General features: G+C 46.1%; 18 protein-coding genes, 11 tRNA genes and 1 pseudogene. 22 read left to right on the top strand and 8 right to left on the bottom strand.

Features of this window, described 5'->3' with window-relative positions:
- Nucleotides 1–6: 6 nt before the first annotated feature.
- From ACH19P_RS06920 to hemA, 4 genes and pseudogenes are all read right to left on the bottom strand, one after another.
- On the bottom strand, nt 7–1,557 hold the full coding sequence (locus ACH19P_RS06920; protein WP_462157793.1) for a DUF3369 domain-containing protein: 1,551 nt from the start codon (nt 1,555–1,557) through the stop codon (nt 7–9).
- Nucleotides 1,558–1,607: 50 nt separating this feature from the next.
- Nucleotides 1,608–2,447 carry a peptide chain release factor N(5)-glutamine methyltransferase gene (gene prmC / locus ACH19P_RS06915; protein ID WP_462159324.1) on the bottom strand — a complete coding sequence of 280 codons (840 nt, stop codon included), beginning with the start codon at nt 2,445–2,447 and terminating at the stop codon, nt 1,608–1,610.
- A gap of 10 nt (nt 2,448–2,457) precedes the next feature.
- Nucleotides 2,458–3,543 carry a peptide chain release factor 1 gene (gene prfA / locus ACH19P_RS06910; protein WP_462157791.1) on the bottom strand — a complete coding sequence of 362 codons (1,086 nt, stop codon included), beginning with the start codon at nt 3,541–3,543 and terminating at the stop codon, nt 2,458–2,460.
- Nucleotides 3,544–3,550: 7 nt separating this feature from the next.
- Nucleotides 3,551–4,808 (bottom strand): annotated as a pseudogene (gene hemA / locus ACH19P_RS06905) (glutamyl-tRNA reductase).
- Between the two features lie 218 nt (nt 4,809–5,026).
- On the opposite strand from hemA, the gene lolB reads away from it, so the two are divergent.
- The 17 genes from lolB to ACH19P_RS06820 all read left to right on the top strand — a co-directional run bounded on the left by lolB (nt 5,027) and on the right by ACH19P_RS06820 (nt 11,733).
- The gene (gene lolB / locus ACH19P_RS06900) at nt 5,027–5,611 is read left to right on the top strand and encodes a lipoprotein insertase outer membrane protein LolB (RefSeq protein ID WP_462157790.1); all 585 of its coding nucleotides are present in this window, start codon (nt 5,027–5,029) and stop codon (nt 5,609–5,611) included.
- Nucleotides 5,608–6,462 (top strand): 4-(cytidine 5'-diphospho)-2-C-methyl-D-erythritol kinase, encoded by an 855-nt coding sequence (gene ispE / locus ACH19P_RS06895; RefSeq protein ID WP_462157789.1) that lies wholly within the window; start codon nt 5,608–5,610, stop codon nt 6,460–6,462. The genes lolB and ispE overlap by 4 nt, the downstream gene beginning before the upstream one ends.
- Nucleotides 6,463–6,595: 133 nt before the next feature.
- Nucleotides 6,596–7,543 carry a ribose-phosphate pyrophosphokinase gene (locus tag ACH19P_RS06890; RefSeq protein ID WP_462157788.1) on the top strand — a complete coding sequence of 316 codons (948 nt, stop codon included), beginning with the start codon at nt 6,596–6,598 and terminating at the stop codon, nt 7,541–7,543.
- 221 nt (nt 7,544–7,764) lie between these two features.
- Nucleotides 7,765–8,388 (top strand): 50S ribosomal protein L25/general stress protein Ctc, encoded by a 624-nt coding sequence (locus tag ACH19P_RS06885; protein WP_462157787.1) that lies wholly within the window; start codon nt 7,765–7,767, stop codon nt 8,386–8,388.
- Nucleotides 8,389–8,407: 19 nt separating this feature from the next.
- Nucleotides 8,408–8,992 carry an aminoacyl-tRNA hydrolase gene (gene pth / locus ACH19P_RS06880; protein ID WP_462157785.1) on the top strand — a complete coding sequence of 195 codons (585 nt, stop codon included), beginning with the start codon at nt 8,408–8,410 and terminating at the stop codon, nt 8,990–8,992.
- Nucleotides 8,993–9,020: 28 nt separating this feature from the next.
- Nucleotides 9,021–10,112 carry a redox-regulated ATPase YchF gene (gene ychF, locus ACH19P_RS06875; protein ID WP_347390980.1) on the top strand — a complete coding sequence of 364 codons (1,092 nt, stop codon included), beginning with the start codon at nt 9,021–9,023 and terminating at the stop codon, nt 10,110–10,112.
- 200 nt (nt 10,113–10,312) lie between these two features.
- Nucleotides 10,313–10,389, top strand: a tRNA-Met gene (locus ACH19P_RS06870).
- A 37-nt stretch (nt 10,390–10,426) separates the two neighbouring features.
- Nucleotides 10,427–10,511: transfer RNA gene (locus tag ACH19P_RS06865), tRNA-Leu, on the top strand.
- A gap of 37 nt (nt 10,512–10,548) precedes the next feature.
- Nucleotides 10,549–10,623 (top strand) — tRNA-Gln (locus ACH19P_RS06860).
- 5 nt (nt 10,624–10,628) lie between these two features.
- Nucleotides 10,629–10,713, top strand: a tRNA-Leu gene (locus tag ACH19P_RS06855).
- A 37-nt stretch (nt 10,714–10,750) separates the two neighbouring features.
- Nucleotides 10,751–10,825: transfer RNA gene (locus ACH19P_RS06850), tRNA-Gln, on the top strand.
- Between the two features lies 1 nt (nt 10,826).
- Nucleotides 10,827–10,903: transfer RNA gene (locus tag ACH19P_RS06845), tRNA-Met, on the top strand.
- 111 nt (nt 10,904–11,014) lie between these two features.
- Nucleotides 11,015–11,099: transfer RNA gene (locus ACH19P_RS06840), tRNA-Leu, on the top strand.
- Nucleotides 11,100–11,239: 140 nt separating this feature from the next.
- A tRNA-Gln gene (locus tag ACH19P_RS06835) sits at nt 11,240–11,314 on the top strand.
- Nucleotides 11,315–11,319: 5 nt separating this feature from the next.
- Nucleotides 11,320–11,404, top strand: a tRNA-Leu gene (locus tag ACH19P_RS06830).
- Between the two features lie 45 nt (nt 11,405–11,449).
- A tRNA-Gln gene (locus ACH19P_RS06825) sits at nt 11,450–11,524 on the top strand.
- Nucleotides 11,525–11,648: 124 nt separating this feature from the next.
- A tRNA-Leu gene (locus ACH19P_RS06820) sits at nt 11,649–11,733 on the top strand.
- A 143-nt stretch (nt 11,734–11,876) separates the two neighbouring features.
- On the opposite strand, the gene ACH19P_RS06815 is transcribed toward ACH19P_RS06820, so the two are convergent.
- Entirely contained in the window at nt 11,877–13,070 is a 1,194-nt protein-coding gene (locus ACH19P_RS06815; RefSeq protein ID WP_462157783.1) for an FAD-dependent oxidoreductase, read from the bottom strand.
- Between the two features lie 222 nt (nt 13,071–13,292).
- Between ACH19P_RS06815 and miaB the strand changes: the two genes are divergently transcribed.
- From miaB to lnt, 5 genes are all read left to right on the top strand, one after another.
- Complete coding sequence (gene miaB, locus ACH19P_RS06810; RefSeq protein ID WP_462157782.1) at nt 13,293–14,729, top strand: tRNA (N6-isopentenyl adenosine(37)-C2)-methylthiotransferase MiaB; 1,437 nt, start codon at nt 13,293–13,295, stop codon at nt 14,727–14,729.
- A 63-nt stretch (nt 14,730–14,792) separates the two neighbouring features.
- A complete protein-coding gene (locus ACH19P_RS06805; protein WP_462157781.1) occupies nt 14,793–15,824 on the top strand; it encodes a PhoH family protein in 1,032 nt (343 codons plus the stop codon).
- Nucleotides 15,821–16,282: an rRNA maturation RNase YbeY gene (ybeY, locus tag ACH19P_RS06800; protein WP_462157780.1), complete on the top strand. Its 462-nt coding sequence runs from the start codon at nt 15,821–15,823 to the stop codon at nt 16,280–16,282. The genes ACH19P_RS06805 and ybeY overlap by 4 nt, the downstream gene beginning before the upstream one ends.
- A 60-nt stretch (nt 16,283–16,342) precedes the next feature.
- Nucleotides 16,343–17,224, top strand: a complete 882-nt coding sequence (corC, locus tag ACH19P_RS06795) for a CNNM family magnesium/cobalt transport protein CorC (protein ID WP_462157779.1) — start codon at nt 16,343–16,345, stop codon at nt 17,222–17,224.
- Entirely contained in the window at nt 17,199–18,746 is a 1,548-nt protein-coding gene (gene lnt, locus ACH19P_RS06790; protein ID WP_462157778.1) for an apolipoprotein N-acyltransferase, read from the top strand. Before corC ends, lnt begins: the two co-directional genes overlap by 26 nt.
- A 29-nt stretch (nt 18,747–18,775) precedes the next feature.
- Here the strand turns inward: lnt and ACH19P_RS06785 are convergent, their stop codons facing one another.
- From ACH19P_RS06785 to ACH19P_RS06775, 3 genes are all read right to left on the bottom strand, one after another.
- Complete coding sequence (locus tag ACH19P_RS06785) at nt 18,776–20,077, bottom strand: amidohydrolase (protein ID WP_462157777.1); 1,302 nt, start codon at nt 20,075–20,077, stop codon at nt 18,776–18,778.
- A gap of 145 nt (nt 20,078–20,222) precedes the next feature.
- Entirely contained in the window at nt 20,223–20,699 is a 477-nt protein-coding gene (locus tag ACH19P_RS06780) for an FKBP-type peptidyl-prolyl cis-trans isomerase (protein WP_462157776.1), read from the bottom strand.
- Complete coding sequence (locus ACH19P_RS06775) at nt 20,692–23,100, bottom strand: Lon protease family protein (protein ID WP_462157775.1); 2,409 nt, start codon at nt 23,098–23,100, stop codon at nt 20,692–20,694. The genes ACH19P_RS06780 and ACH19P_RS06775 overlap by 8 nt, the downstream gene beginning before the upstream one ends.
- Between the last annotated feature and the right edge of the window lie 51 nt (nt 23,101–23,151).

The raw sequence follows: 23,151 nt of genomic DNA, 5'->3' as shown, positions 1-23,151 counted from the left end.
TTTTCCTTAATCAGGTAAACGTGCCAGTATTTGTTCAAGCACGTCTAATTTACTTACAAAAACTTCTACGAGTTTAGGGTCAAACTGCACGCCACTGAGGCGTTTGATTTCAGCGACGACCTCATCGACACCCCACTCTTCTTTGTAACAACGCTTATGTCTCAGAGCGTCGTACACATCGGCCAGAGCAACAATACGGCCATAAATGTGAATTTGTTCGCCCTTTTTACCGTCTGGATAACCACTGCCATCCCACCATTCGTGGTGTTCCTTCGCGATTATTGCCCCCGCTTCAACAAGCGGTCGTTTAGAGTTAGCCAAAATATTATAACCACGCTGAGCATGACTTCTCATCACCACCCACTCGTCATCATCTAGCTTCCCAGGTTTGTGTAGGATCGCATCCGGAATGCCCACTTTGCCAACATCATGTAATGGTGACGCATCGCGCACCAAATCCATTTCTTGTTCACTCAAGCCGTAGCCTTGAGCAAGTTCATAGCAAATATGCGACACTCGACGAACGTGATTACCTGTTTCATTACTGCGTTGTTCAAGTGCTTCACTGAGACGCCACACCAGCTCTTGCTGAGTATTTTCTATTTCAGACTGCAACTGCACATTTTCAAACGCAATTTGCACGTTCTGAGTGAAGATTTCGATTAAATTGCGCTGAGTCGCGGTGAGTTCTTTGGGCACACCCGACATGTATAACATGGCGTTGTTATTATATTTACTAAGGCAATGAGCAAAAAGATAATTGTCTTTATAGACAATACCTTGCTCTGATAGCGCTTGGGAGCATGCTGCATATTGTTCGTCATTGAGCACTTCTTTAAGCGGTTTGCCTTCGCATTGTTCAAATTCGCCTCGACCTGCAAACACGACTAACTCATGCGCTTGTTTACCATTGTTCTGCGGTGTGCTGGCGACTAAGGTCGTGGCATACATAGCCTCTTCAACAGAGCCGAGCAAGGAGGTCAGTTGCTGCATCACGCCTTGTATAAAATTTTCCAACGAGTGAACAGAGAAGAGGTCGCGAGACGCGGTAATGATTTTTTCTAGGCCCTGCCTTGATTGTTCAATCGCAAGAATGTCGCGATATGAACGCAAACTTGCCATCACGACGGTGAACAGCTTTTGCGCAGTAAGCTCAGTTTTAGACTTATAGTCGTTGATATCATAGTTGATGATAACTTGGCGCTCAGGTGCTTGGCCCGGTTGCCCTGTTCGCAGAATGATGCGCACGTGTTGGTTATTCGCTTGGGTGCGTATGAATTCAGCTACACGTAAACCGGCATCATCGGTTTCCATCACCACGTCAAGCAAAACTATTGCAGCGTCACTGTGGAGTTCGATAAGACGTTTGGCTTCCTCGCCAGAATAAGCACTTATAAACTCGAGCTTTTTGTCTTGGAACTCAAAGTCACTTAACGCCAACTTAGTCACAGCATGTACTTCTGGTTCATCATCAACGATGAGAATTTTCCAGCTGCCAGAAGGCTCTCGCTCGACTTCTTCAGCCTCTTCATTACTGAATAAAAAGTCTTCGGACATGTTAGTTCCTTTTAAAAATCAACAACCAAAGTCACTCACTAAGCATAGGCTTAAGATGCTAGTTCGGCCAAAGTAATTCGGTCATTTTGGCCTAAATCTCGCTCGGTGCGTGGATTTCTATACCCATGCTTGATAAACAGGTTACGTACTGCCTCACCCTGTTCAAAGCCATGCTCGAACATAAGCACACCACCTTCAACGAGATACGCTTTGGCATTGCAAATAATGTGTTCGATGTCAGCCAGTCCATTATCACCAGCAACGAGAGCACTCAACGGTTCGAAACGAACGTCACCTTGTTGCAGATGAGGATCATGCTCATCAATATACGGAGGATTACTGACTATTAACTCATATTTAACATCATTAAGGGCATTAAACCAGTCGCTTTGAATGATTTCTACATTACTAAGCGACAGATTCTGTTGATTTTTCCGAGCAAGCTCGACAGCGTCAGCGCTGGCATCAACTGCATGCACGTTCCATAGTGGGTGCTCGGATGCTAAAGCAAGGGCAATGGCGCCCGTTCCAGTTCCCAAGTCCAACACGCGCGCATTTGCAGACAATGGCAGTGCCAAGGCTTGCTCCACGAGTGTTTCAGTATCAGGACGAGGGATCAATGTGCTGTTGTTGACGAAAAGTGGTAACGACCAAAACTCGCGTACCCCAGTGAGGTGGGCAACTGGATGCCCCTCAAGGCGTTTCGTTATTAATTGCTGGAATTGTTCATATTGCGCTTCATTAAGGAACGCGTCTCCCCAAGCAAAAAGGTAACTGCGGGGTTTATGAAGAACATGCAACAACAATACTTCAGCATCCAGTTTAGGTGATTCACTGTAAGCCTCAAGCTGTATTGTTGCTGCTCTCAATGCGGCATCAATGGATGGCATTGCCGACAAGTTACTCGTCTCCCATAGCCGCAAGTAGGTCCGCTTGGTGCTCAAGCAATAATGGGTCAATCACCGCGCCTAACTCACCCGCCACGATTTCGTTTAGGCGATATAGGGTTAAGTTGATACGGTGGTCAGTGATACGACCTTGCGGGTAGTTGTAAGTACGGATACGCTCAGAACGGTCACCGCTACCAACAAGGTTACGACGCTGTGTTGCTTCTGCAGCTTGACGCTTTTCAGCCTCAGCTTGCTCTAGACGAGCGGCAAGTACTGACATCGCTTTCGCACGGTTTTTATGCTGTGAACGCTCATCCTGACACTCAACCACCACACCTGTCGGCAAGTGCGTAATACGAATCGCAGAGTCAGTTTTGTTAACGTGCTGACCACCGGCACCCGATGCACGGAACGTATCGACTTTAATATCTGCTGGGTTAATCTCAATCGCTTCTGCTTCAGGAATCTCCGGCATGACCGCCACGGTACATGCAGATGTGTGCACGCGACCTTGCGATTCAGTCTCTGGTACACGCTGAACTCGGTGCGCGCCTGACTCGAATTTAAGTTTACCGTAAACACCGTCACCTTTGATATTGGCAATCACTTCTTTGTAGCCACCGTGTTCACCTTCGTTGGCGCTGACGACTTCAACTTGCCACTTTTGCGTTTCTGCATAACGGCTATACATACGGAATAAATCACCTGCGAAAATAGCCGCTTCATCACCACCTGTACCTGCACGCACTTCCAAAAAGACGTTGTTATTGTCTTTTGGATCTTTAGGGAGCATGAGTACCTGTAAGTCGTCTTCAAGCGTTTCGATTTGTGCTTTGGCCTCTTTATACTCTTCTTGCGCCATCTCGCGCATGTCTGGATTTGAGTCTTTTAACATCTCTTCAGCAGTTGCGACATCCTCTTGCGCTTGTTGAAACGCAGTGAATGTCTTTGCTACTTGCTCAAGTTCCGAATACTCTTTTGACAGCGCGCGGAATCGGTCCTGATTACCAATCACTTCTGGGGAGCTAAGCAGCGCCTGAACTTCTTCATAACGCTCTACTAAGGACTCTAACTTACGGTATACAGACTCTTTCATCTATTTGTTATTCCTGATTAATTCCTAACATCTTCTTCATTTGCGCAAGTTGGCCAATTTCACCTTTTTCAGCGGCATCTTTGATTGCCTTGGTCGGTGCATGCATCAAACGGTTTGTTAACTTATTGGCAAGTTCAACCATCACTTTTTCTGGTTCCTTGCCACTTGCTAACTGGCTCAATGCTCTTTCAAGAAGTTGTTCTTTGGTTTGCGCTACGTCATTTCGGTAGTCGCGTATAATATCGACTGAATCAAGTGACTTGAGCCAGTTTGAAAATTCATCTACTTTTTGGCTAATTATGCCTTGAGCTTCTTCTGCTGCCAGCTCACGCGTCGCCATGTTTTCATTAACGATAGCTTGCAAATCGTCCACTGAATAAAGATACGCGTTGTCGAGTTCAGCAACTTGGCTTTCAATATCCCTTGGTACCGCGATGTCAATAAACAGCATAGGCTTGTTTTTACGCGTTCGCAGTGCTTGTTCCACCACACCTTTACCAATAATGGGCAATGTACTAGCGGTAGAACTGATAACGATATCGGCCTTAGCTAACTGTTCTGGCAGTTGCGCAAGTGAAATCACACCAGCAGCAAACTCATCTGCCAGATTGCGTGCTCTATCGAGTGTACGGTTAGCCACGGTCATGGTCTTTGGCGAGTGCTGATGAATATGACGCGCAACCAGTTCAATGGTTTCACCTGCACCAATTAACAGCACACTGGTGTTATTTAACTGACCGTAAATGTGCCTTGCTAAATTCACTGCGGCATAAGCAACAGAGACAGCACTTGCGCCAATATTGGTTTCCGTTCTGACTTGTTTTGCCACTGAAAAAGTGCGTTGAAACAAGCGTTCAAACAACACCCCAACACCGCCATTTTTCTTCGCGCTGGCGTAAGCCTGTTTGATTTGTCCCAATATTTGTGGCTCACCCAACACTAATGAATCTAGGCCACACGCCACTTTCATCAAATGATGAATTGCCTCATTGTGAGCATAGCTGTACACATTACTGCTAAGTTCATCAATATCTAAACAGTGAAATTCAGCAAGCCATTGCAGCACTTGTTCAGGCGTACCACTTTCGAGTGAACAGTAAATTTCTGTGCGGTTGCAGGTTGAAACAATCACGGACTCAGCAAACTCGTCCTGCATGGTGAGTTGCTGCAGTGCACGATTCTAACTGCTCCGCCGAAAAAGCGACTTTCTCTCGTAAATCAACGGAGGCCGTTTTGTGATTAATACCCAGTGCGACTATGGTCATGGTGACAACTATTGCTTAACAACCCAATTTATTAAATACTTACTATTGTGTGCATTAGCGCACACATCACAATTCGCTGCCAAATGGAATTTTCCGATGACTGCGTGCGAATAATTCGACGCTAAATGCAAATCGCTTGCAATTAATAATGGTCTAAACCTGCTACAAGCGAATAATTTTACGAAAATCAAGCGAATAAGAAAAGACAGGAAAGACATTTGATTAACTTTCGATTGATTTTGCTGGTGTTTTTTTTGTTTATCACCGGCTGTGCTCAACAAATCCAAAAATCCACTCCACCCAATGACAATTGGCGAGGCCAACTCCAAGCGGTTGAAAAATTCAACGCCGAGGGAAAAATGGCGTTTATTTCTACACAAAAGCGCCAATCGGCAAACTTTGTGTGGGACCAGCAAGGTAGTGACTATTCTCTGGACTTAAACACTTTTATCGGCACGAATGTGCTGCGCTTAAACAACACTGGAGCGGGTGTAGAACTCGAGGTTTATGGCGAACATTATCAAGGCGATGATGCACAACACTTAGTTTATCAACTTACAGGCTGGCTGTTGCCCTTGTCGCAACCCCAAGCCTGGTTGCTCGGAAAACGCGAAGCTGGTTCGCAGGTGGACAAACTCAATCGCGTCGTTTCAAACACCTGGGTCAGCCCGGACAATCGCCAATGGCGTATCCGTTATGATGAATATCGCGCTGAATATGGTATTTGGTTACCTACACGCATTACCTTGGAACACGATTCACTCAAAGTGAAACTCATGATTAATCAATGGCAAATTAAATGAACGCTGACTCTTTGAGCATCATAGCCCCGGCTAAATTAAATCTTTTTCTGCACATTACTGGTCGCCGAGCAGACGGCTATCATGAGCTCGAAACCCTGTTTACCTTTTTAGACTTTGGTGACACCTTACACTTCACCCCTCGAACGGATGAGCAAATTGTTGTAGCTCCCATGCCGGGTGTAGCCAATGAGGACAATCTTATATACCGCGCTGCGGTGTCATTACAGCAACACTATCTTACTCATGGTTTACCCACTAGTGGCGTCGACATTAATATCGACAAACAGTTACCCATGGGGGGCGGTGTGGGTGGGGGCTCCTCAGACGCCGCAACAACCTTATTGGCTCTTAACAAAATGTGGGGCGAACACCTCTCTTTTGAGGAGTTGGCCGAGCTCGGTATCCAACTTGGGGCAGACGTTCCCGTGTTTATTTATGGTCAAAGTGCCCTAGCCCGAGGTATTGGCGAGCAATTACAGGCCGTAAACGTTCCACAATGCTGGTACTTAGTGGTCCATCCACAAGTGCACATTAGTACTGCTGCCGTGTTCACACATCCAGACCTGACGCGCGATAGCGCGAAGCTTCCAGAGCATTGGCAAGACGCGCCACATCGCAATGACTGTGAGCCACTCGTTAAAAAGCTCTACAGCGAGGTTGAAAAAACACTGGACTGGTTGCTAAAATACGCCCCGTCGAGAATGACTGGCACTGGGGCATGTTGTTTTGCTGCGTTCGAAAGCGAACAAGCCGCACAAGATGTTCTAGAAAAGCTGCCGAATCAATGGCAAGGCTTTGTTGCCAAGAGCTTAAACAAGTCGCCCGCTCATACAGCGCTTGGTTTAGCCTAATTAGAAGTAAAGTGTTTAAGTTAGCCTGTAGTAACGCAGACATGCTGTAGTGGTACACTTATTGTGCATTGTTATAGCTTCTGTGCTTCACTTACATGTTAGTCCAAAATTTCAGTGCCCGAGGACCCCTACCGTGCCAGACATGAAGCTCTTCGCTGGTAATGCAACGCCTGAACTTGCTCAAAAAGTTGCAAAACGTTTATATATCGAACTAGGCGATGCCGTGGTTGGTCGTTTTAGCGACGGTGAAATCAGTGTATCTATTAATGAGAACGTCCGTGGATCGGACGTTTTTATTATCCAGTCTACCTGTGCACCGACTAACGACAACTTGATGGAATTGATCGTAATGGTTGACGCACTTCGCCGTGCATCAGCTGGTCGTATTACAGCCGTAATCCCATACTTCGGCTATGCGCGCCAAGACCGTCGTGTGCGTTCTGCTCGTGTTCCAATCACAGCGAAAGTAGTTGCAGACTTCCTTTCAAGCGTAGGTGTTGACCGCGTATTGACCGTTGATCTGCACGCAGAGCAAATCCAAGGTTTCTTTGATGTGCCAGTAGATAACGTATTTGGTAGCCCAGTACTTATCGAAGACATGAAGCAACGTAACTTTGAAGATGTGGTTGTTGTATCACCTGATATCGGTGGTGTAGTGCGTGCTCGTGCTATTGCTAAGCTACTTGATGATAAAGACCTTGCGATTATCGACAAGCGTCGTCCGCAAGCAAACGTATCGCAAGTCATGCACATCATTGGTGACGTTAAAGGTCGTGACTGTATCATCGTAGATGACATGATTGATACTGGCGGTACGTTATGTAAAGCTGCAGAAGCGCTTAAAGAACACGGTGCAAAACGCGTATTTGCGTATGCAACTCACCCTGTACTTTCTGGTTCAGCGGCAGACAACCTACGCAACTCAGTCATCGATGAAGTGATTGTAACTGACTCAATCCCTCTGTCGGATGAGCTTAAAGCGCTAGACAACATTAAAGTGTTGACCCTCGCTGATATGATGGCGGAAACAATTCGCCGCATTAGCAATGAAGAGTCAATCTCTGCGATGTTCGAGCACTAAGCACAAAATTGCGAGAATAAACGACGGGATAAGCCATACTTTCCCGCCACCAAAAACACCACTTTTGTGGTGTTTTTTTGTTTCTTATGTTTCTTTTGCCTAGGGGCGGTGGTACTATAGCGCGCCTTTTTTGATTGATGGACGGTTAATCGTCGGTCAATCGGCTAAGACTTTTGGTCGCGAAGGTCTTAAAACTTAAACTAATTTAATTGGAGACATTCATGTCTAACATTACTTACACATTTGATGCAGAATTACGTGCTGAGCTAGGTACTGGTGCGAGCCGCCGCCTACGTCGTGCAGACAAAGTTCCTGCAATCCTTTACGGCGCAGACAAAGAAGCTGTATCACTAACTCTTGATCACAACAAGATCATCCAAGCGCAAGAGCACGAAGGTTTCTACACGCATATCCTTACTCTTAACATCGCTGGTGAGTCAGTTGAAGCTATCCTTAAAGACGTTCAACGTCACCCGTACAAGCCTAAGATCACTCACTTAGACTTCCAACGTGTAGACGCTAACTCTAAGATTCACACTAACGTTCCTGTACACTTCATCAACGAAGAAGCAGTAGCGAAGAAAGGTGCAACAGTTATTCACCAACTAACTGAGATTGAAATCACGTGTCTTCCTAAAGCTCTTCCTGAGTTCGTAGAAGTTGACGTTGCTGCTCTATCTGTAGGCGACACTCTTCACCTATCTGACGTTAAACTTCCTTCTGGCGTAACTTCAGTTGAGCTAGCTAAAGGCGCAGACCACGACCAAGCGGTTGTAACTGTTACTGCTCCTAAAGGCGCTGCTGCTGACGATTCAGAAGAAGCTGCTGAAAGCGACGCAGAATAAGATTTAAGGTGTTAGCACCTTGAATACTATTCAAATGCTTGTGGGCCTGGCTAATCCAGGCCCCGAATATAAAAACACACGCCATAATGCAGGGGCTTGGTTCATCGAAGAACTGGCCGCACGATACAACTGCACACTCAAGCTAGATAGCAAACACCATGGATTAACCGGCAAGGTCGTCATTGGTGGTACAGAATTCAAACTCCTTATTCCTACGACTTACATGAACCTCAGCGGCAAAGCTGTGGCAAGTTTAGCGAATTTTTACAAAATCCCAGTAGAAGATATCTTGGTCGCCCATGATGAAATGGATCTCGACCCGGGAATTGCTAAATTGAAGAAAGGTGGTGGCCATGGCGGACATAACGGTCTTAAAGACATTATTGCCAAAATGGCGAACAATAAAGAGTTCATGCGTCTGCGCATAGGCATTGGCCACCCTGGGCACAAAGATAAAGTGACAGGTTGGGTGCTAGGTAAAGCGCCAGCAGTAGATCAAGAAAAAATCGATGCAGCCGTGGATGAAGCAGTACGTTGTATGGAAATTTTGGCGAAAGATGGTGTGCTTAAGGCACAAAACAGACTCCATTCATTTAAGCCTTAGGCTTAAATATTAAATAGGTATAGATATTATGGGTTTTAAATGTGGCATCGTTGGCTTACCAAACGTTGGTAAATCAACGCTATTTAATGCACTTACCAAAGCAGGTATTGAAGCACAAAACTTCCCGTTTTGTACGATTGAACCAAACACAGGTGTAGTGCCTGTTCCAGATGCTCGCCTTAACCAACTGGCGGAAATTGTAAACCCACAACGCATCCTACCTACAACGATGGAGTTTGTGGACATTGCTGGTCTTGTAAAAGGTGCATCAAAAGGCGAAGGTCTAGGTAACCAATTCTTAGCAAATATTCGTGAAACTGACGCAATTGGCCATGTAGTTCGCTGTTTTGAAAATGAAAATATCGTTCACGTAGCAGGCACTATTGACCCTGCAGATGACATCGATGTTATCAACACTGAACTTGTTCTAGCTGATATGGATACTGCTGACCGCGCTATCCACCGCCAAGCTAAAAAAGCAAAAGGTGGCGAAAAAGACGCTAAATTTGAAATTCAAGTTTTAGAAAAAGTGAAAGCGCACCTTGATGAAGGTTTGACACTTCGCTCTTTAAGCTTAGAAAAAGAAGAAAAAGCAGCAATTAGCTACTTAAACTTCCTTACAATCAAGCCAACAATGTACATTGCCAACGTCAATGAAGATGGTTTCGAGAACAACCCTCATCTTGACAAAGTACGTGAAATTGCAGCAGCAGAAGATGCGGTAGTAATCCCTGTTTGTGCGGCGATTGAAGCTGAGCTCTCTGAACTTGATGATGAAGACCGTGATGAATTCATGGCTGATTTGGGCCTTGAAGAGCCGGGTCTAAACCGTGTGATCCGCGGTGGTTATGAGCTTCTTAAACTGCAAACTTACTTTACTGCTGGTGTAAAAGAAGTGCGTGCGTGGACGATTCCGGTAGGTGCAACTGCACCGCAAGCAGCTGGTAAAATCCACACTGACTTTGAACGTGGCTTCATTCGTGCACAAACAATTGCGTTTGATGATTACATCGCGTTTAAAGGCGAAAACGGCGCGAAAGAAGCCGGTAAAATGCGCCAAGAAGGTAAAGAATACATCGTTAAAGATGGCGATGTGATGAACTTCTTGTTCAACGTGTAAAAAATTACTATCTTTAAAAGCCCGCTAGATGCGGGCTTTTTTGTTGAATAAAACAACAATGCGAGCTGTTTTTTAAGCTCTTAGCTTGTTTTTCAGGCAAACGATTCATCCTGAATATGTTTTTCGCAAAAAGGTGTTGACGCGGTTTCGGCATATCAGCATAATACGCCCCGCATCAGCGATGATGACAAACAAAAGTTGGCTACGTAGCTCAGTTGGTTAGAGCACATCACTCATAATGATGGGGTCCCCTGTTCAAATCAGGGCGTAGCCACCATTTTCCACTACCAAGGAGAATGGAAGCTAGTTTGTATGCGGGAGTGGCGGAATTGGTAGACGCGCTGGATTTAGGTTCCAGTATCTTCGGATGTGTGAGTTCAAGTCTCACCTTCCGCACCATGTTCTTGATAAGAACTAAAACTATCAACCCTTTAGTTGGAGTATCGCCAAGCGGTAAGGCAGCGGGTTTTGATCCCGCCATTCCCAGGTTCAAATCCTGGTACTCCAGCCAACACTGCGGGAGTGGCGGAATTGGTAGACGCGCTGGATTTAGGTTCCAGTATCTTCGGATGTGTGAGTTCAAGTCTCACCTTCCGCACCATGTTCTTGATAGGAACTAAAATTATCGACCCTTTAGTTGGAGTATCGCCAAGCGGTAAGGCAGCGGGTTTTGATCCCGCCATTCCCAGGTTCAAATCCTGGTACTCCAGCCATGGCTACGTAGCTCAGCTGGTTAGAGCACATCACTCATAATGATGGGGTCCCCTGTTCAAATCAGGGCGTAGCCACCATTCTCTTTCTACCAAGAGAGAATGTGAAAACAAAATGCGAAAGTGTTGGAATTGGCAGATGTCTTGAATTAGACGCTGGATTTAGGTTCCAGAAAATACTTAAGCAAACATGCGGGAGTGGCGGAATTGGTAGACGCGCTGGATTTAGGTTCCAGTATCTTCGGATGTGTGAGTTCAAGTCTCACCTTCCGCACCATGTTCTTGATAAGAACTAAAACTATCAACCCTTTAGTTGGAGTATCGCCAAGCGGTAAGGGCAGAAGAGAGAGGTTTTGATCCCTCACTCGTCCACCCCCAGATTCAAATCCTGGACCAACATAAGATTTGAGATTTAGTTGGAGTATCGCCAAGCGGTAAGGCAGCGGGTTTTGATCCCGCCATTCCCAGGTTCAAATCCTGGTACTCCAGCCAACACTGCGGGAGTGGCGGAATTGGTAGACGCGCTGGATTTAGGTTCCAGTATCTTCGGATGTGTGAGTTCAAGTCTCACCTTCCGCACCATGTTCTCGATAAGAACTAAAATAATCAGCACTTTTGGTGTATCGTTGGAGTATCGCCAAGCGGTAAGGCAGCGGGTTTTGATCCCGCCATTCCCAGGTTCAAATCCTGGTACTCCAGCCATTTTCTAGAACCAATCTAGAAAATGTGAATATGCCGAAAAATACATTGCGATAGTACGGAATTGGCAGGTGTCTTGAATTGGACGCTGGATTTAGGTTCCATATCAAAGTGTAAGTAATACATTGCGGGAGTGGCGGAATTGGTAGACGCGCTGGATTTAGGTTCCAGTATCTTCGGATGTGTGAGTTCAAGTCTCACCTTCCGCACCATGTATTCTCTTTCTAAGAATTCTTCTAAATTTATCTCATCTATTTCTGTTCAGTCTTTTAAGAACGCTATTATCAAATATTCCCTTTTGTATGCACGCGAAAAAAAAGCCACTCGTTTGAGCAGCTTTGTTTAATTTTAGCACCTAGGTGATGCCACCCATGGCGTGCTTTAATACTTGCTGTTTTAGCGGCCCCGCTTTATTTGCAGCAGATAACATCAGATTACGCAGTTTCTTCAAAGGTGAGAGGTTATTGGAGAAGCCAAAGTAGCAAGCATCCATCATACTCATCATCAATAAGTTGTCGCCGCGTCTAATACGCTGATAGCGCTTCAATGCAGTTTCCAGAACTTCAGACTCTTCGAGTGCTTGCGCCAGTGCCACGACATCTTTAAAGCCCAAATTCACGCCCTGTCCTGCTAACGGGTTAATTGTGTGGGCTGCGTCTCCGACTAACGCCAAACACTTACCGATATAGGTATTGGCATGTTGACGAGCTAGAGGAAATACTGCCGACTCAACAACTTCGAATTCACCCGGCAAGGTAAAGAAATGCTCAAGAATCTGAGCTTTTAATGCCTCATTATCCAGCATTTTCAATTCTTTAAGTTTAGTCCCCTCGTCATACCAAATCAGATTGGCATAGGGATATTGCATAGGTAGGAATGCAATCGGGCCACTTGGCTTGAATTGCTGCCAAGTTTTACTCTGTTGCGGCGCATCGAGTTTAATCAATATACCCATACAATGTTGATGATACTGCCAACCTGTTACGCCTATACCTGCAAGCTGACGGATATGAGAGCGGCCACCGTCTGCAGCTATCACAAGATCTGCTTCAAATTGTGCATCGTCATACACTAAGGTCGCACCTGAGTCAGTTTCAATTAGTTGTTTCGCTTGCCCTGCAGGCGAATGAACTTCGATACTATGATGTTCGAACTGCTTCCACAGTGCCGCTTGTATAAGTTTATTCTCGACCAAATGCCCCAAGTGACTACTGCCAAGCTCGGCACTATCAAAGAGTAACTGCTGCGGTGCATCTTCGTACGCTTCCAACTGAGTATATTGAGCCAATCGCGATTGACGCAACAATGGCATCGCCCCCAACTCATCGAGTAGTTGCTCGGAAAAGCGATTTATTGCGGAGACACGAATATCTACCTGTTCGTTGTCAAATACGCGCTCAGGGTCGATTACGTACTGCTCGATGACAGTCACCGACTTTCCTTGTTTGGCGAGCTTGAGCGCACATGCTGCTCCCACCATGCCACCACCTACAATAACGACCTTATTTATACTCATCGGGCCTTGTCTCTTATTATTTTCGTGCTGCAATGATTGTAACCTAGTTCATTGTTTAATTGGCAGTGCATGCAAATAACTTATCACCATTGTTTGATTTGCAGCACTGAGCATAGGCAAATATCAAAACTATACTTGGCTCATAGGCCGATAGCATATAAAATACGCGTCCTTTAGGCGAAGCTCGGGCCCATGGCTTTAACTTGGCCTAGTCGTGCAAAGTCAGAACCGGATTGAAAACGAGGCAATATTTCAATGAGCAAAAAGCTGCATATTAAAACCTGGGGTTGTCAGATGAATGAATATGACTCTCAGAAAATGGCTGATCTTCTAGATGATACAAACGGTTATCAACTTACCGAAGAGGCCGAAGATGCGGATGTTATTTTGCTTAACACCTGTTCTATCCGTGAAAAAGCACAGGAAAAAGTATTCCACCAACTGGGTCGCTGGAAGCCTCTAAAAGAGAAAAACCCAGATCTTGTGATTGGTGTGGGTGGCTGTGTTGCATCTCAAGAAGGTGACACTATCCGCCAGCGTGCGCCGTTTGTTGACATCGTTTTTGGCCCGCAAACCTTGCACCGTTTGCCAGAAATGATCCAGCAAGTACAGAACAAAGAAGGTTCTGTTGTTGATATCACCTTCCCTGAGATTGAAAAGTTCGACCGCTTACCAGAGCCAAAAGCTGAAGGTCCAAGCGCCTTCGTTTCAATCATGGAAGGCTGTTCTAAATACTGTACTTTCTGCGTGGTACCATATACTCGTGGTGAAGAAGTAAGCCGTCCGTTAGATGATGTTATCTTGGAAGTTGCCCAGCTTGCTGAGCAAGGTGTACGTGAAGTAAACCTTCTTGGCCAAAACGTAAACGCCTACCGTGGTGCTACACACGACGGCGAAATTTGTTATTTCTCAGATTTACTGCGCTACGTTGCTGCCATTGATGGTATTGACCGTATTCGTTACACCACATCTCACCCGGTTGAATTCACCCAAGACATCGTAGATGCCTACGCAGATGTACCAGAGCTAGTTGACCACTTACACTTGCCAGTGCAAAGCGGTTCAGACCGTATTCTTAATCTGATGAAGCGCGGTCACATGGCGATGGAATACAAATCGACTATCCGTGCATTGCGTAAAATACGTCCAAACATCAGCATGAGCTCTGATTTTATTATCGGCTTCCCTGGCGAAACAACGGAAGACTTCGAAGCAACCATGAAGTTAATTAATGACATCGGCTTCGACATGAGCTTCAGCTTTATCTACAGCGCGCGCCCTGGTACGCCTGCGGCCGATTTGCCAGATGATGTAAGCGAAGAAGAGAAAAAGCAGCGTCTTTATATCCTGCAAGATCGCATAAACCAGATGGCACAGAAGATTAGCCGTGATATGTTTGGTACTGAGCAACGTATTCTTGTAGAAGGTCCTTCTAAAAAGAACCCAATGGAGCTGCGTGGTCGTACAGAGAACAACCGCGTTGTAAACTTCGAAGGCCCACATTCAGTGATCGGTCAATTCGTTGATGTGCGTATCACCGAAGCACTACCAAACTCATTACGTGGTGAGCTCATTCGTACTGAAAGCGAGATGAACCTTCGCCGTGATACTGCTCCAAGCGAAATTCTTGCTAAAGCGCCAGTCGAAGAACAAACGAATGAAATTGGGGTGGGTACCTTTACCCCTAACTAAAAAAATAAAAAGCGCCAAAGTCTCTAAGTGAAGAGCTTTGGCGCAAAACAACAGGAAGCAACTTTGAGTAACCAGCTGAAAAACATCGATATTTATTTAGAACCCTCTGACAACGCCCGCCTCTCCTCCTTATGCGGCCCTTTTGACGAGAACATTAAACACATCGAACGTCGTCTGGGAGTTGAAATTGCACACCGTGAAAACCTCTTCAAAATCACGGGTAAGCCACATACTGCAAAAGCGGCAGGCGAAATCCTCAAAAACCTGTATCTAGAAACTGCACCGGTTAAAGGCAAAGAAAAAGAAATTGAGCCGGAGCATGTGCATCTTGCCATCATCGAAGCTGACGTACTTGAGCAAGAAGCACCGAGCGTGTGGGGCAAAGAAGTTTTTATTAAAACTCGTCGCGGCGTAATCAAACCTCGCAACCCAAATCAAAGCCAGTATGTTGCCAACATCCTAAACCATGATATTTGTTTTGGTATTGGCCCCGCCGGTACGGGTAAAACTTACCTTGCCGTTGCCGCAGCTGTGGATGCCTTAGAGCGTCAAGAAATTCGCCGTATTTTGCTTACTCGCCCTGCAGTAGAAGCAGGTGAAAAGCTCGGATTCTTACCCGGTGATTTAACCCAAAAAATCGACCCATATCTACGTCCTCTTTACGACGCACTCTTTGAAATGCTGGGCTTTGAAAAGGTTGAGCGTCTTATTGAAAAGAATGTGATTGAAGTGGCGCCTCTTGCCTACATGCGTGGTCGTACACTCAATGATGCCTTTATCATATTGGACGAAAGCCAAAATACGACGGTTGAGCAAATGAAGATGTTCTTAACCCGTATTGGTTTCAATTCAAAAGCCGTGATCACCGGTGATATTACGCAGGTAGACTTACCACGTGGTGCTCGTTCTGGATTACGCCATGCAATCGAAGTATTGGGTGAAGTAGACGAAATAAGTATGAACTTCTTCCAATCACACGACGTGGTGCGCCACCCTGTTGTTGCGCGCATCGTAGAAGCTTACGAACATCACGAAGAAGTGGAACGCGTTAAGCGCGCGCAAAAAGAGCAAGAGAAAAGAGAATCGAACTCATGAGTACCTTCGTCGATCTACAACTAGCCTGCGAATTTGATAACCTACCTAGTGAAGCACAATTCCAACAGTGGGCCGCTTTGGTACTGGATGAATTAAAGCCAGACTCTGAGCTGACCATTCGTATCGCTGACGAGCATGAGAGCCAAACTCTGAATCACAGCTATCGTGGTAAAGACAAACCAACCAATGTGTTGTCGTTTGAATTCGATGCCCCACCCGGAGTGGAATTACCACTTGTTGGGGATTTGATTATTTGCCCTCAAGTAGTATATGGTGAAGCGCTGGAGCAAGAAAAAACGTTCCATGATCACTTCGCTCATATGGTTGTTCACGGCTGCTTGCATTTGCTCGGCTATGACCATATCAATGAGCATGATGCGCAGATTATGGAAGCACTGGAAAAGAAATTTCTAGCCAGTATTAATATTAGCGACCCATACAGGGATGATGAGTGTTAATCCCAATAGTGAGCAACGTCTCACTATCGGAATTAATTCAACTTGGAGCGCGTAAAGCTAATGAGCGACGAAAACTCGCATAGTAGAGAGGGTTCTTCAGGAAAGTCTTGGTTAGATCGTATAGCCCAGATGTTTCAGGGAGAACCCCAAAATAAGGAAGAGCTGGCCGAAGTGATCTCAGACGCGCAGTCCCGCGACCTGATCGATCCTGAGACCAAGGAAATGATTGAAGGTGTACTCGGAGTCTCTGAACTCAAAGTGCGTGACATCATGATCCCTCGCTCGCAAATCATCACACTCGATGTAGACCAACCTTTGGCTGATCAACTACCTGTAATGATTGAGTCTTCGCACTCACGATTTCCGGTAGTGTGTGAAGATAAAGACCATATTGAAGGGATATTACTGGCTAAAGACCTCATCCCTCTGTTAATGGACAAAGAAGCGGATCTTCCCGAATTACGCGAATTGTTGCGTCCCGTAGTGGTCGTGCCGGAAAGTAAGCGTGTTGATACCTTACTCAATGAATTCCGCCAGCAGCGCTATCACATGGCCATCGTCATCGACGAATATGGCGGTGTATCTGGCCTTGTTACCATCGAAGACATCCTCGAAATTATCGTTGGTGAAATCGAAGATGAACATGATGACGAAGAAGACTGCTTGCAAATCAAGCAAATCTCAAAACATGTTTATTCGGTGCAAGCGCTTACGCCAATTGAGGAGTTCAACGACAAGTTCAACACAGATTTCAGCACCAATGAAGCCGACACAATAGGCGGAATAGTGCTTCATGCATTTGGTCATATGCCAGGGCGTGGTGAAATTATCGAAATCGAACCTTTGCAGTTTAAGGTGACCAACTCGGACAACCGTCGTATCTTACAGCTGCAAGTAACTTTGCCGAAATTGAACGATGGCGAAGATTCTGACGCGGCTTAAACACTCCCTCAAAGATATTAAAACTTGGCTAGCGCTTGTCGCTGGCCTTGTTTTGACATTTGCATACGCTCCTTTCGGCTTGTGGCTGATTGCGTTTGTCAGTGTCGCAACCCTGTGCGCACTAACTTATAAAAAACCCACTAAAACTGCTGCTTGGTATAGCTTTGTTTTTGGCTTAGGTTGGTTCGGCTCGGGCATTAGCTGGGTGCATGTTTCCATCTCTCAATTTGGTGGCTTACCGATTGTCGCATCAGTCGCCTTGATGGCGTTGTTAGTGTGTTATTTAGCGCTATATCCTGCACTGGCGCTTGCCTTAACAGGCTGGGTGTACAAGCGTACTGGCAGCTGGTTTGCGCCATTATTGCTGAGCTTTGCCTGCGCAGAGTGGTTGAGGGGTAAACTCCTCACAGGGTTTCCATGGTTATCCTTTGGCTATACGCAAACAGACTCGCCTTTGAATGTTTTTGCACCGTTGACCGGTGAGTTTGGACTCACACTCATCGTCATCGCCTTGGGTTATGGTCTGAGCACCCTTGTTACCCAGCGTCGCTGGGCACCCATGCTTGGCATAAGTTTAGTATTCGCGTTGTTAGCGCTGTTCGTGCAGTTGTGGCATCCAAATACCCACAACGGCAAACATTTGAGTGTTGCCTTAGTACAAGGCAATATCAAACAGAGTATGCGCTGGGAGCCTGAGAACTTCTGGCCAACAATGCTCAAATACCAAGATTTAACGCGAAAGCATTGGAACGTGGACTTAGTCGTTTGGCCTGAAGCGGCGATTCCTGAATTAGAAGTGCATGCAAATCAATTTCTTCAATCGTTAGATTCTGCCGCAGTCTTTAATAACACCGCGTTAATCACAGGTATTGTTGACTACCAATACGATACCCGCACTATCTACAACACGTTGGTGGTTGTAGGTAAAGAACAAGCTGACAGCAGCGAAGGACAATATCAATATTTGCACCGCAACCGTTACCGTAAGCACCAGCTGTTGCCAATCGGCGAGTTCGTTCCGTTTGAAGATGTGTTGCGCCCATTAGCGCCCTTGTTTGATTTACCTATGTCGAGCTTTACCCGCGGAGATCGCGTGCAAAATAACTTGGTTGCAAACGGCTACCATGTCTTGCCTGCAATCTGTTATGAAATCGCGTTCCCTGATTTAGTACGTGCGAATTATCGAAATGACTCGGATATTCTCTTTACCGTGAGCAATGATGCATGGTTTGGCGACTCTCATGGTCCACACCAGCATATGCAAATTTCGCGAATGCGTGCACTGGAACTAATGCGGCCGCTCGTACGTGTCACCAACACCGGTGTGACTGCAGTGTATGACCCCTTATCCGAAAAACAGGTAAGTCTCGATCAATTCGTTGATGATGTGTTAGTGACTGACGTACACCTTATTGCCGGCGATAGCTTTTATGCTCGCCATGGTACATGGCCTTGGTGGGTCGCAATTGTGTTATTCACTCTTGTCAGTGTGACTTGGAACTATCGTAAAAAAGGCGCTTAACGCGCCTTTTGTTTTAAGCATAATTGCCATTACTTATCTAAGTAATCGAACACCAATTGCGTAAGTGCTGAAACGCCAAGAGGCAACCCTTGTTCATCGATATAGAAATGCGGAGAGTGGTTACTCGGAGCCGATTTAGCATCCTGGTCTTGTGGTGTAATACCCAAGAAGAAAAACAGTCCCGGTGTCTCCAACGCATAGTATGAAAAATCTTCGGCACCCGTTATTAGGTCAGTAATGACTACATTATCTTTACCCGCCACGGCTTCCAACGTTGGCATCATAGCCGCAGTTAGCTCTGGATTATTAACTGTCACTGGGTATCCGTGGTCAATATGCACATCAGCTTGCGCGCCTGCAGCTTGAGCAGTTAGTTCAGCGGTATGCTTAATCCGTTCTTTAATGTCGGCACGCATGTCTTGGTCAAAGGTGCGGATAGTGCCTACCATTTCTACTTCGTCAGGAATGATGTTATTGCGAATTCCCCCTTTGATAGCCCCAAATGAAATCACTGAAGGCGCTTTGGTAACGTCCACCTGGCGCGACGCAATCGTTTGTGTGGCCATGATAATTTGGCTAGAGGCAACAATCGGGTCGACACCGTTCCAAGGACGCGAACCATGCGTTTGTCGGCCTTTTACTTTAATGGTGAACTTATCTGCGCTGGCCATAAGCGGACCAGAGCGCAGGCCGACTTTGCCGACATTCAATGAGGATGTCACATGAAGACCAAATACTGCTTCGGGTTTTTGCGCAAACAGGCCTTCTTTAAGCATTAATTCAGCCCCCCCTTCTTCGCCCGTCGGTGCCCCCTCTTCCGCTGGCTGGAAGATAAATAAGACTTCACCAGCCAATTCAGATTTGAGCTTAACCAACGACTCGGCAACGGCCATCAATATTGCAACGTGAGCATCATGACCACAGGCATGCATCACCCCCACATCTTGGCCGCGGAATGTCGCCTTTTGTTTTGACGCAAACGGAATATCAACTTGCTCAGTGACAGGTAAAGCATCCATATCTGCACGCAACGCAATTAGCGGGCCTGGTTTATCGCCCTTTAGTTTGGCAACGACCCCTGTATGGGCAACCCCAGTTTGCACGTCTAAACCAAGTGATTTGAGGTGCTTGGCGACGTATTTCGCTGTCTCAAATTCTCGATTACTTAATTCAGGATGTTCATGCAAGTGACGTCGCCACTCAATGAGTTTTTCTTGCACCTGTTGATTAGCTTTTTCAATTTGCGTCGCAGAAGCTGCCTGCGCATTAAAGGTAAGACTTGAGAGCACCCCTAACACGGCTAGGCTGCATGCGCTTTTCATTTTCCTCATTATTATCCCCTGTTGAATTGCCACTGAGAACACCATTGTTCCGCAAGACTTATTTCAAACTAAGGTATCCTGTATTGGTTAAAAAGCACAATGCGACGAAAGGCATAAAAAAACCACCGAGGTTTCGGTGGCTCTTGATGTTTCATTATCGCTCGATACTGAGTAATTCGACCTCAAATATCAACGGACTTGCGGGTTCGATAATACCTACTCGCCTATCACCATAGGCTAAACGCGCTGGAATATACAAAGTAGCTTTATCGCCAACATGCATTTGTTGTAGGCCTTGTTGCCAGCCTGCAATCACTTGATTCAGTTTAAACTCAAGTGGTTTATCTCGCTTATATGAGCTGTCGAATTCACGCCCGTCCAATAAGGTACCGCGGTAGTGAACACACACTTTTGACGTCGCAGAAGGTTTCTCTGCCTCTTCATTGCGAATATGCCAAAGCATATGCACGCCACTTTCAAGCTTTACAACGCCTTCTTTTTCATGATTCTCAGCGAAGAACGCTGCTTCTTTTTGCTTATTTGCTGCTGCAACTTGGCGATTTTTTAGATGGCCACGAATAGTCAGCACCACGAGTACAGCGATAATAACGAGCAAAATGGTATTAAGCATCGTCACTCTCCTCACCACCAACGATTGCTGCGATGGCACGTAAACGCTCCATCGCTAAGTCATGGATACTGCCTTTTGGATAGGCGCCATCTTTGAGCTCACCACATTCTTTACCAGTCAATAAACTCAAGGCTTCATCCACACTCGATACCGGATAAATATTAAAGCGACCACTGTCTACTGCATCAATAACGTCCTGATTTAAAACCAGGTTAACGCAGTTAGAACGGGGGATAATCACACCTTGCTGGCCAGTTAATCCACGCATTTGACACAATTTGAAGAAACCTTCGATTTTCTCATTAACGCCGCCAATGGCTTGTACTTCACCGCGTTGGTTAATTGAGCCCGTCATGGCAATGCCTTGATCAATTGGGACCTGAGTAATACCCGACACCAAAGCACACAACTCTGCCAATGACGCACTGTCACCATCAATGTAGCCATAGCTCTGCTCTATAGCGATATTGGCGCTGAGCGTTAAACTGAAATCTTGGGCGTATTTGCTGCCAAGATAACCGGTAAGTAACATCACCCCTTTCGAGTGAATGGCCTTACCTAACTCAGCTTCACGTTCAATATCGATAACACCATCGCTGCCCGCGTACACCGAAGCACTGATACGCGCAGGTGTACCGAATGAAGTATCGCCGACATGCAACACGGTTAAGCCGTTGACCATGCCTACTGCGTGTCCTTGAGTGGCAATAAGAATGTGCCCTTCACGGATATCGCTGAGCATGTTTTCGCTCATCTGTCCGGTACGGTACTCTTTACCCGCCAGTGCCTCTTGTACATGGCTGGCGTGAATTTCTTCGTTCTTATCTTGGCGCGCATAAAAACTTGCTTCAGCAACCAACTCAAGAACATCGGCGAAGCGTGCCGACAACTTCTGTTGATGCTCAGCCTGGCGATGACTAAAACGCAATAGGAGTGTCATGGCATCGCAATTAAGGTTAGTCTTCAGCGTCTCTCGGCAATATTCTTGCACCTTAGTAATAAACTGATATTGATATTTATCGCTGCCCGGCAAGTAGTAATCAAAATCCGCCAACACCCGGAAATGCTCTGCAAACTCTTCGTCATATTCATTGAGGGTGTAATACAAATCGCGAGAGCCAAGCAGGATAATCTTTACATCCAAAGGAATAAGCTGCGGACGCAAGGTAAAACTGCTTCCCACTGAGCTGTCTTGGAACGGCAAATCATTTTTAATTTGATGTGTTTTAAGCGATAGTTTCAAGCCATCCCACACTTGTGCGCTGGCCATTACTTTTTCAGCATCCATGATCAAGTACCCGCCATTTGCACGGTGCAGCGCCCCTGGCTGGATACTGCGATAACTTGTGACTAATGAACCTTGAGAAGTCGAATACTCAATTTTACCGAACAAGTTGCCAAACGTAGGGTTTGGCTCATAAATAACCGGTGCGGCATCATTTTCCTTGTATGGCACCAACAGATTTGGGGCAAAGAACTCCGTGAGCATTTCTTTACGATCGTATTCTTCTTCACTTTTATCGTTACTTTGCTCTTCATCTAACCACTCAAGCACGGTATCGACCAGCTCAGAGCGCAAGTCTTTAAGGTAACGCAGCACCCCAATATGGGTAGCATACTTGTGTTCAAGCTCACGCAGCAGAGGCTTAATCGCCGCTTCTGCCGTCGCCTTTTTAAGTTTGCGCAGTGCCTCACTCGACTCACGCTTCCACTTTGGTAACTCAATGAGTGAATCAATCAACGCGTCTTCGAGCTCGCCAATCGCTTCGATGAAGCGCTCTTGAGTTTGCTCATCCAACGCAGAAAATTGCTCGTCACTGAGGCGTTGATTGTCAACGATTGGCACAAAACCAACATTGTTATCGTCTTCTATGAGTTCTACGCTGTGCTGACTTGCAAGCTCTTCAACCGCGGTCAATGCATCTTCGTATTTATCTTCAAATTCACGATCGATGGATTTTTTCTTACGCTGATAACCTGGGTTGTCGAACGCGGCAGGAAAGGTATCTAGAATTTCTTCGAGCACCGCATCAATGTCATCCACGAGCACTTGGCCTTCGCCCGGATTCATGAGCAACGCGATAGGCTCACGGTGATCTTGGTAATTATTTACATACAACCATTCTCTGGGTGTTTCCCTGTCTTTAGCGTGCTGCTGTAACTTGTGCTGCACTAGGGTAAAACGACCTAATGCGGGTTCACCCATCACGTACGCGTTGTACCCAGGCAAGTTCATACCCAGTGCAAAATCCAGCGCACTGTCTGCACGTTGCTGACCGATAAATTCTAATTCTTCTGGGTAAGGATGCTCCAGACAAGTGCGAATGTGATTGTCGGAAATTTGCGGTGCAAGCGCACTTGCGTTGAGGGTGACTACACCACCCGATGTTTTTTTATTCATACAGCACGTCTTATGTTGGGCTCTTCGTGAGCCCTTGTTATTTTACCCGTT

Source organism: Pseudoalteromonas sp. GB56, from assembly GCF_054923835.1.
The sequence above is the reverse complement of the archived record's forward strand: the minus strand, read 5'-3'. Positions and strand labels throughout refer to the sequence as shown.

Bases quoted from the DNA above. Each gene is read 5' to 3' on its own strand.
- ACH19P_RS06920 (WP_462157793.1), bottom strand. From the start codon at position 1,557: ATGTCCGAAGACTTTTTATTCAGTAATGAAGAGGCTGAAGAAGTCGAG.
- prmC (WP_462159324.1), bottom strand. From the start codon at position 2,447: ATGCCATCCATTGATGCCGCATTGAGAGCAGCAACAATACAGCTTGAG.
- prfA (WP_462157791.1), bottom strand. From the start codon at position 3,543: ATGAAAGAGTCTGTATACCGTAAGTTAGAGTCCTTAGTAGAGCGTTAT.
- ispE (WP_462157789.1), top strand. From the start codon at position 5,608: ATGAACGCTGACTCTTTGAGCATCATAGCCCCGGCTAAATTAAATCTT.
- ACH19P_RS06885 (WP_462157787.1), top strand. From the start codon at position 7,765: ATGTCTAACATTACTTACACATTTGATGCAGAATTACGTGCTGAGCTA.
- ychF (WP_347390980.1), top strand. From the start codon at position 9,021: ATGGGTTTTAAATGTGGCATCGTTGGCTTACCAAACGTTGGTAAATCA.
- miaB (WP_462157782.1), top strand. From the start codon at position 13,293: ATGAGCAAAAAGCTGCATATTAAAACCTGGGGTTGTCAGATGAATGAA.
- ybeY (WP_462157780.1), top strand. From the start codon at position 15,821: ATGAGTACCTTCGTCGATCTACAACTAGCCTGCGAATTTGATAACCTA.
- corC (WP_462157779.1), top strand. From the start codon at position 16,343: ATGAGCGACGAAAACTCGCATAGTAGAGAGGGTTCTTCAGGAAAGTCT.
- lnt (WP_462157778.1), top strand. From the start codon at position 17,199: ATGGCGAAGATTCTGACGCGGCTTAAACACTCCCTCAAAGATATTAAA.
- ACH19P_RS06785 (WP_462157777.1), bottom strand. From the start codon at position 20,077: ATGAGGAAAATGAAAAGCGCATGCAGCCTAGCCGTGTTAGGGGTGCTC.
- ACH19P_RS06780 (WP_462157776.1), bottom strand. From the start codon at position 20,699: ATGCTTAATACCATTTTGCTCGTTATTATCGCTGTACTCGTGGTGCTG.
- ACH19P_RS06775 (WP_462157775.1), bottom strand. From the start codon at position 23,100: ATGAATAAAAAAACATCGGGTGGTGTAGTCACCCTCAACGCAAGTGCG.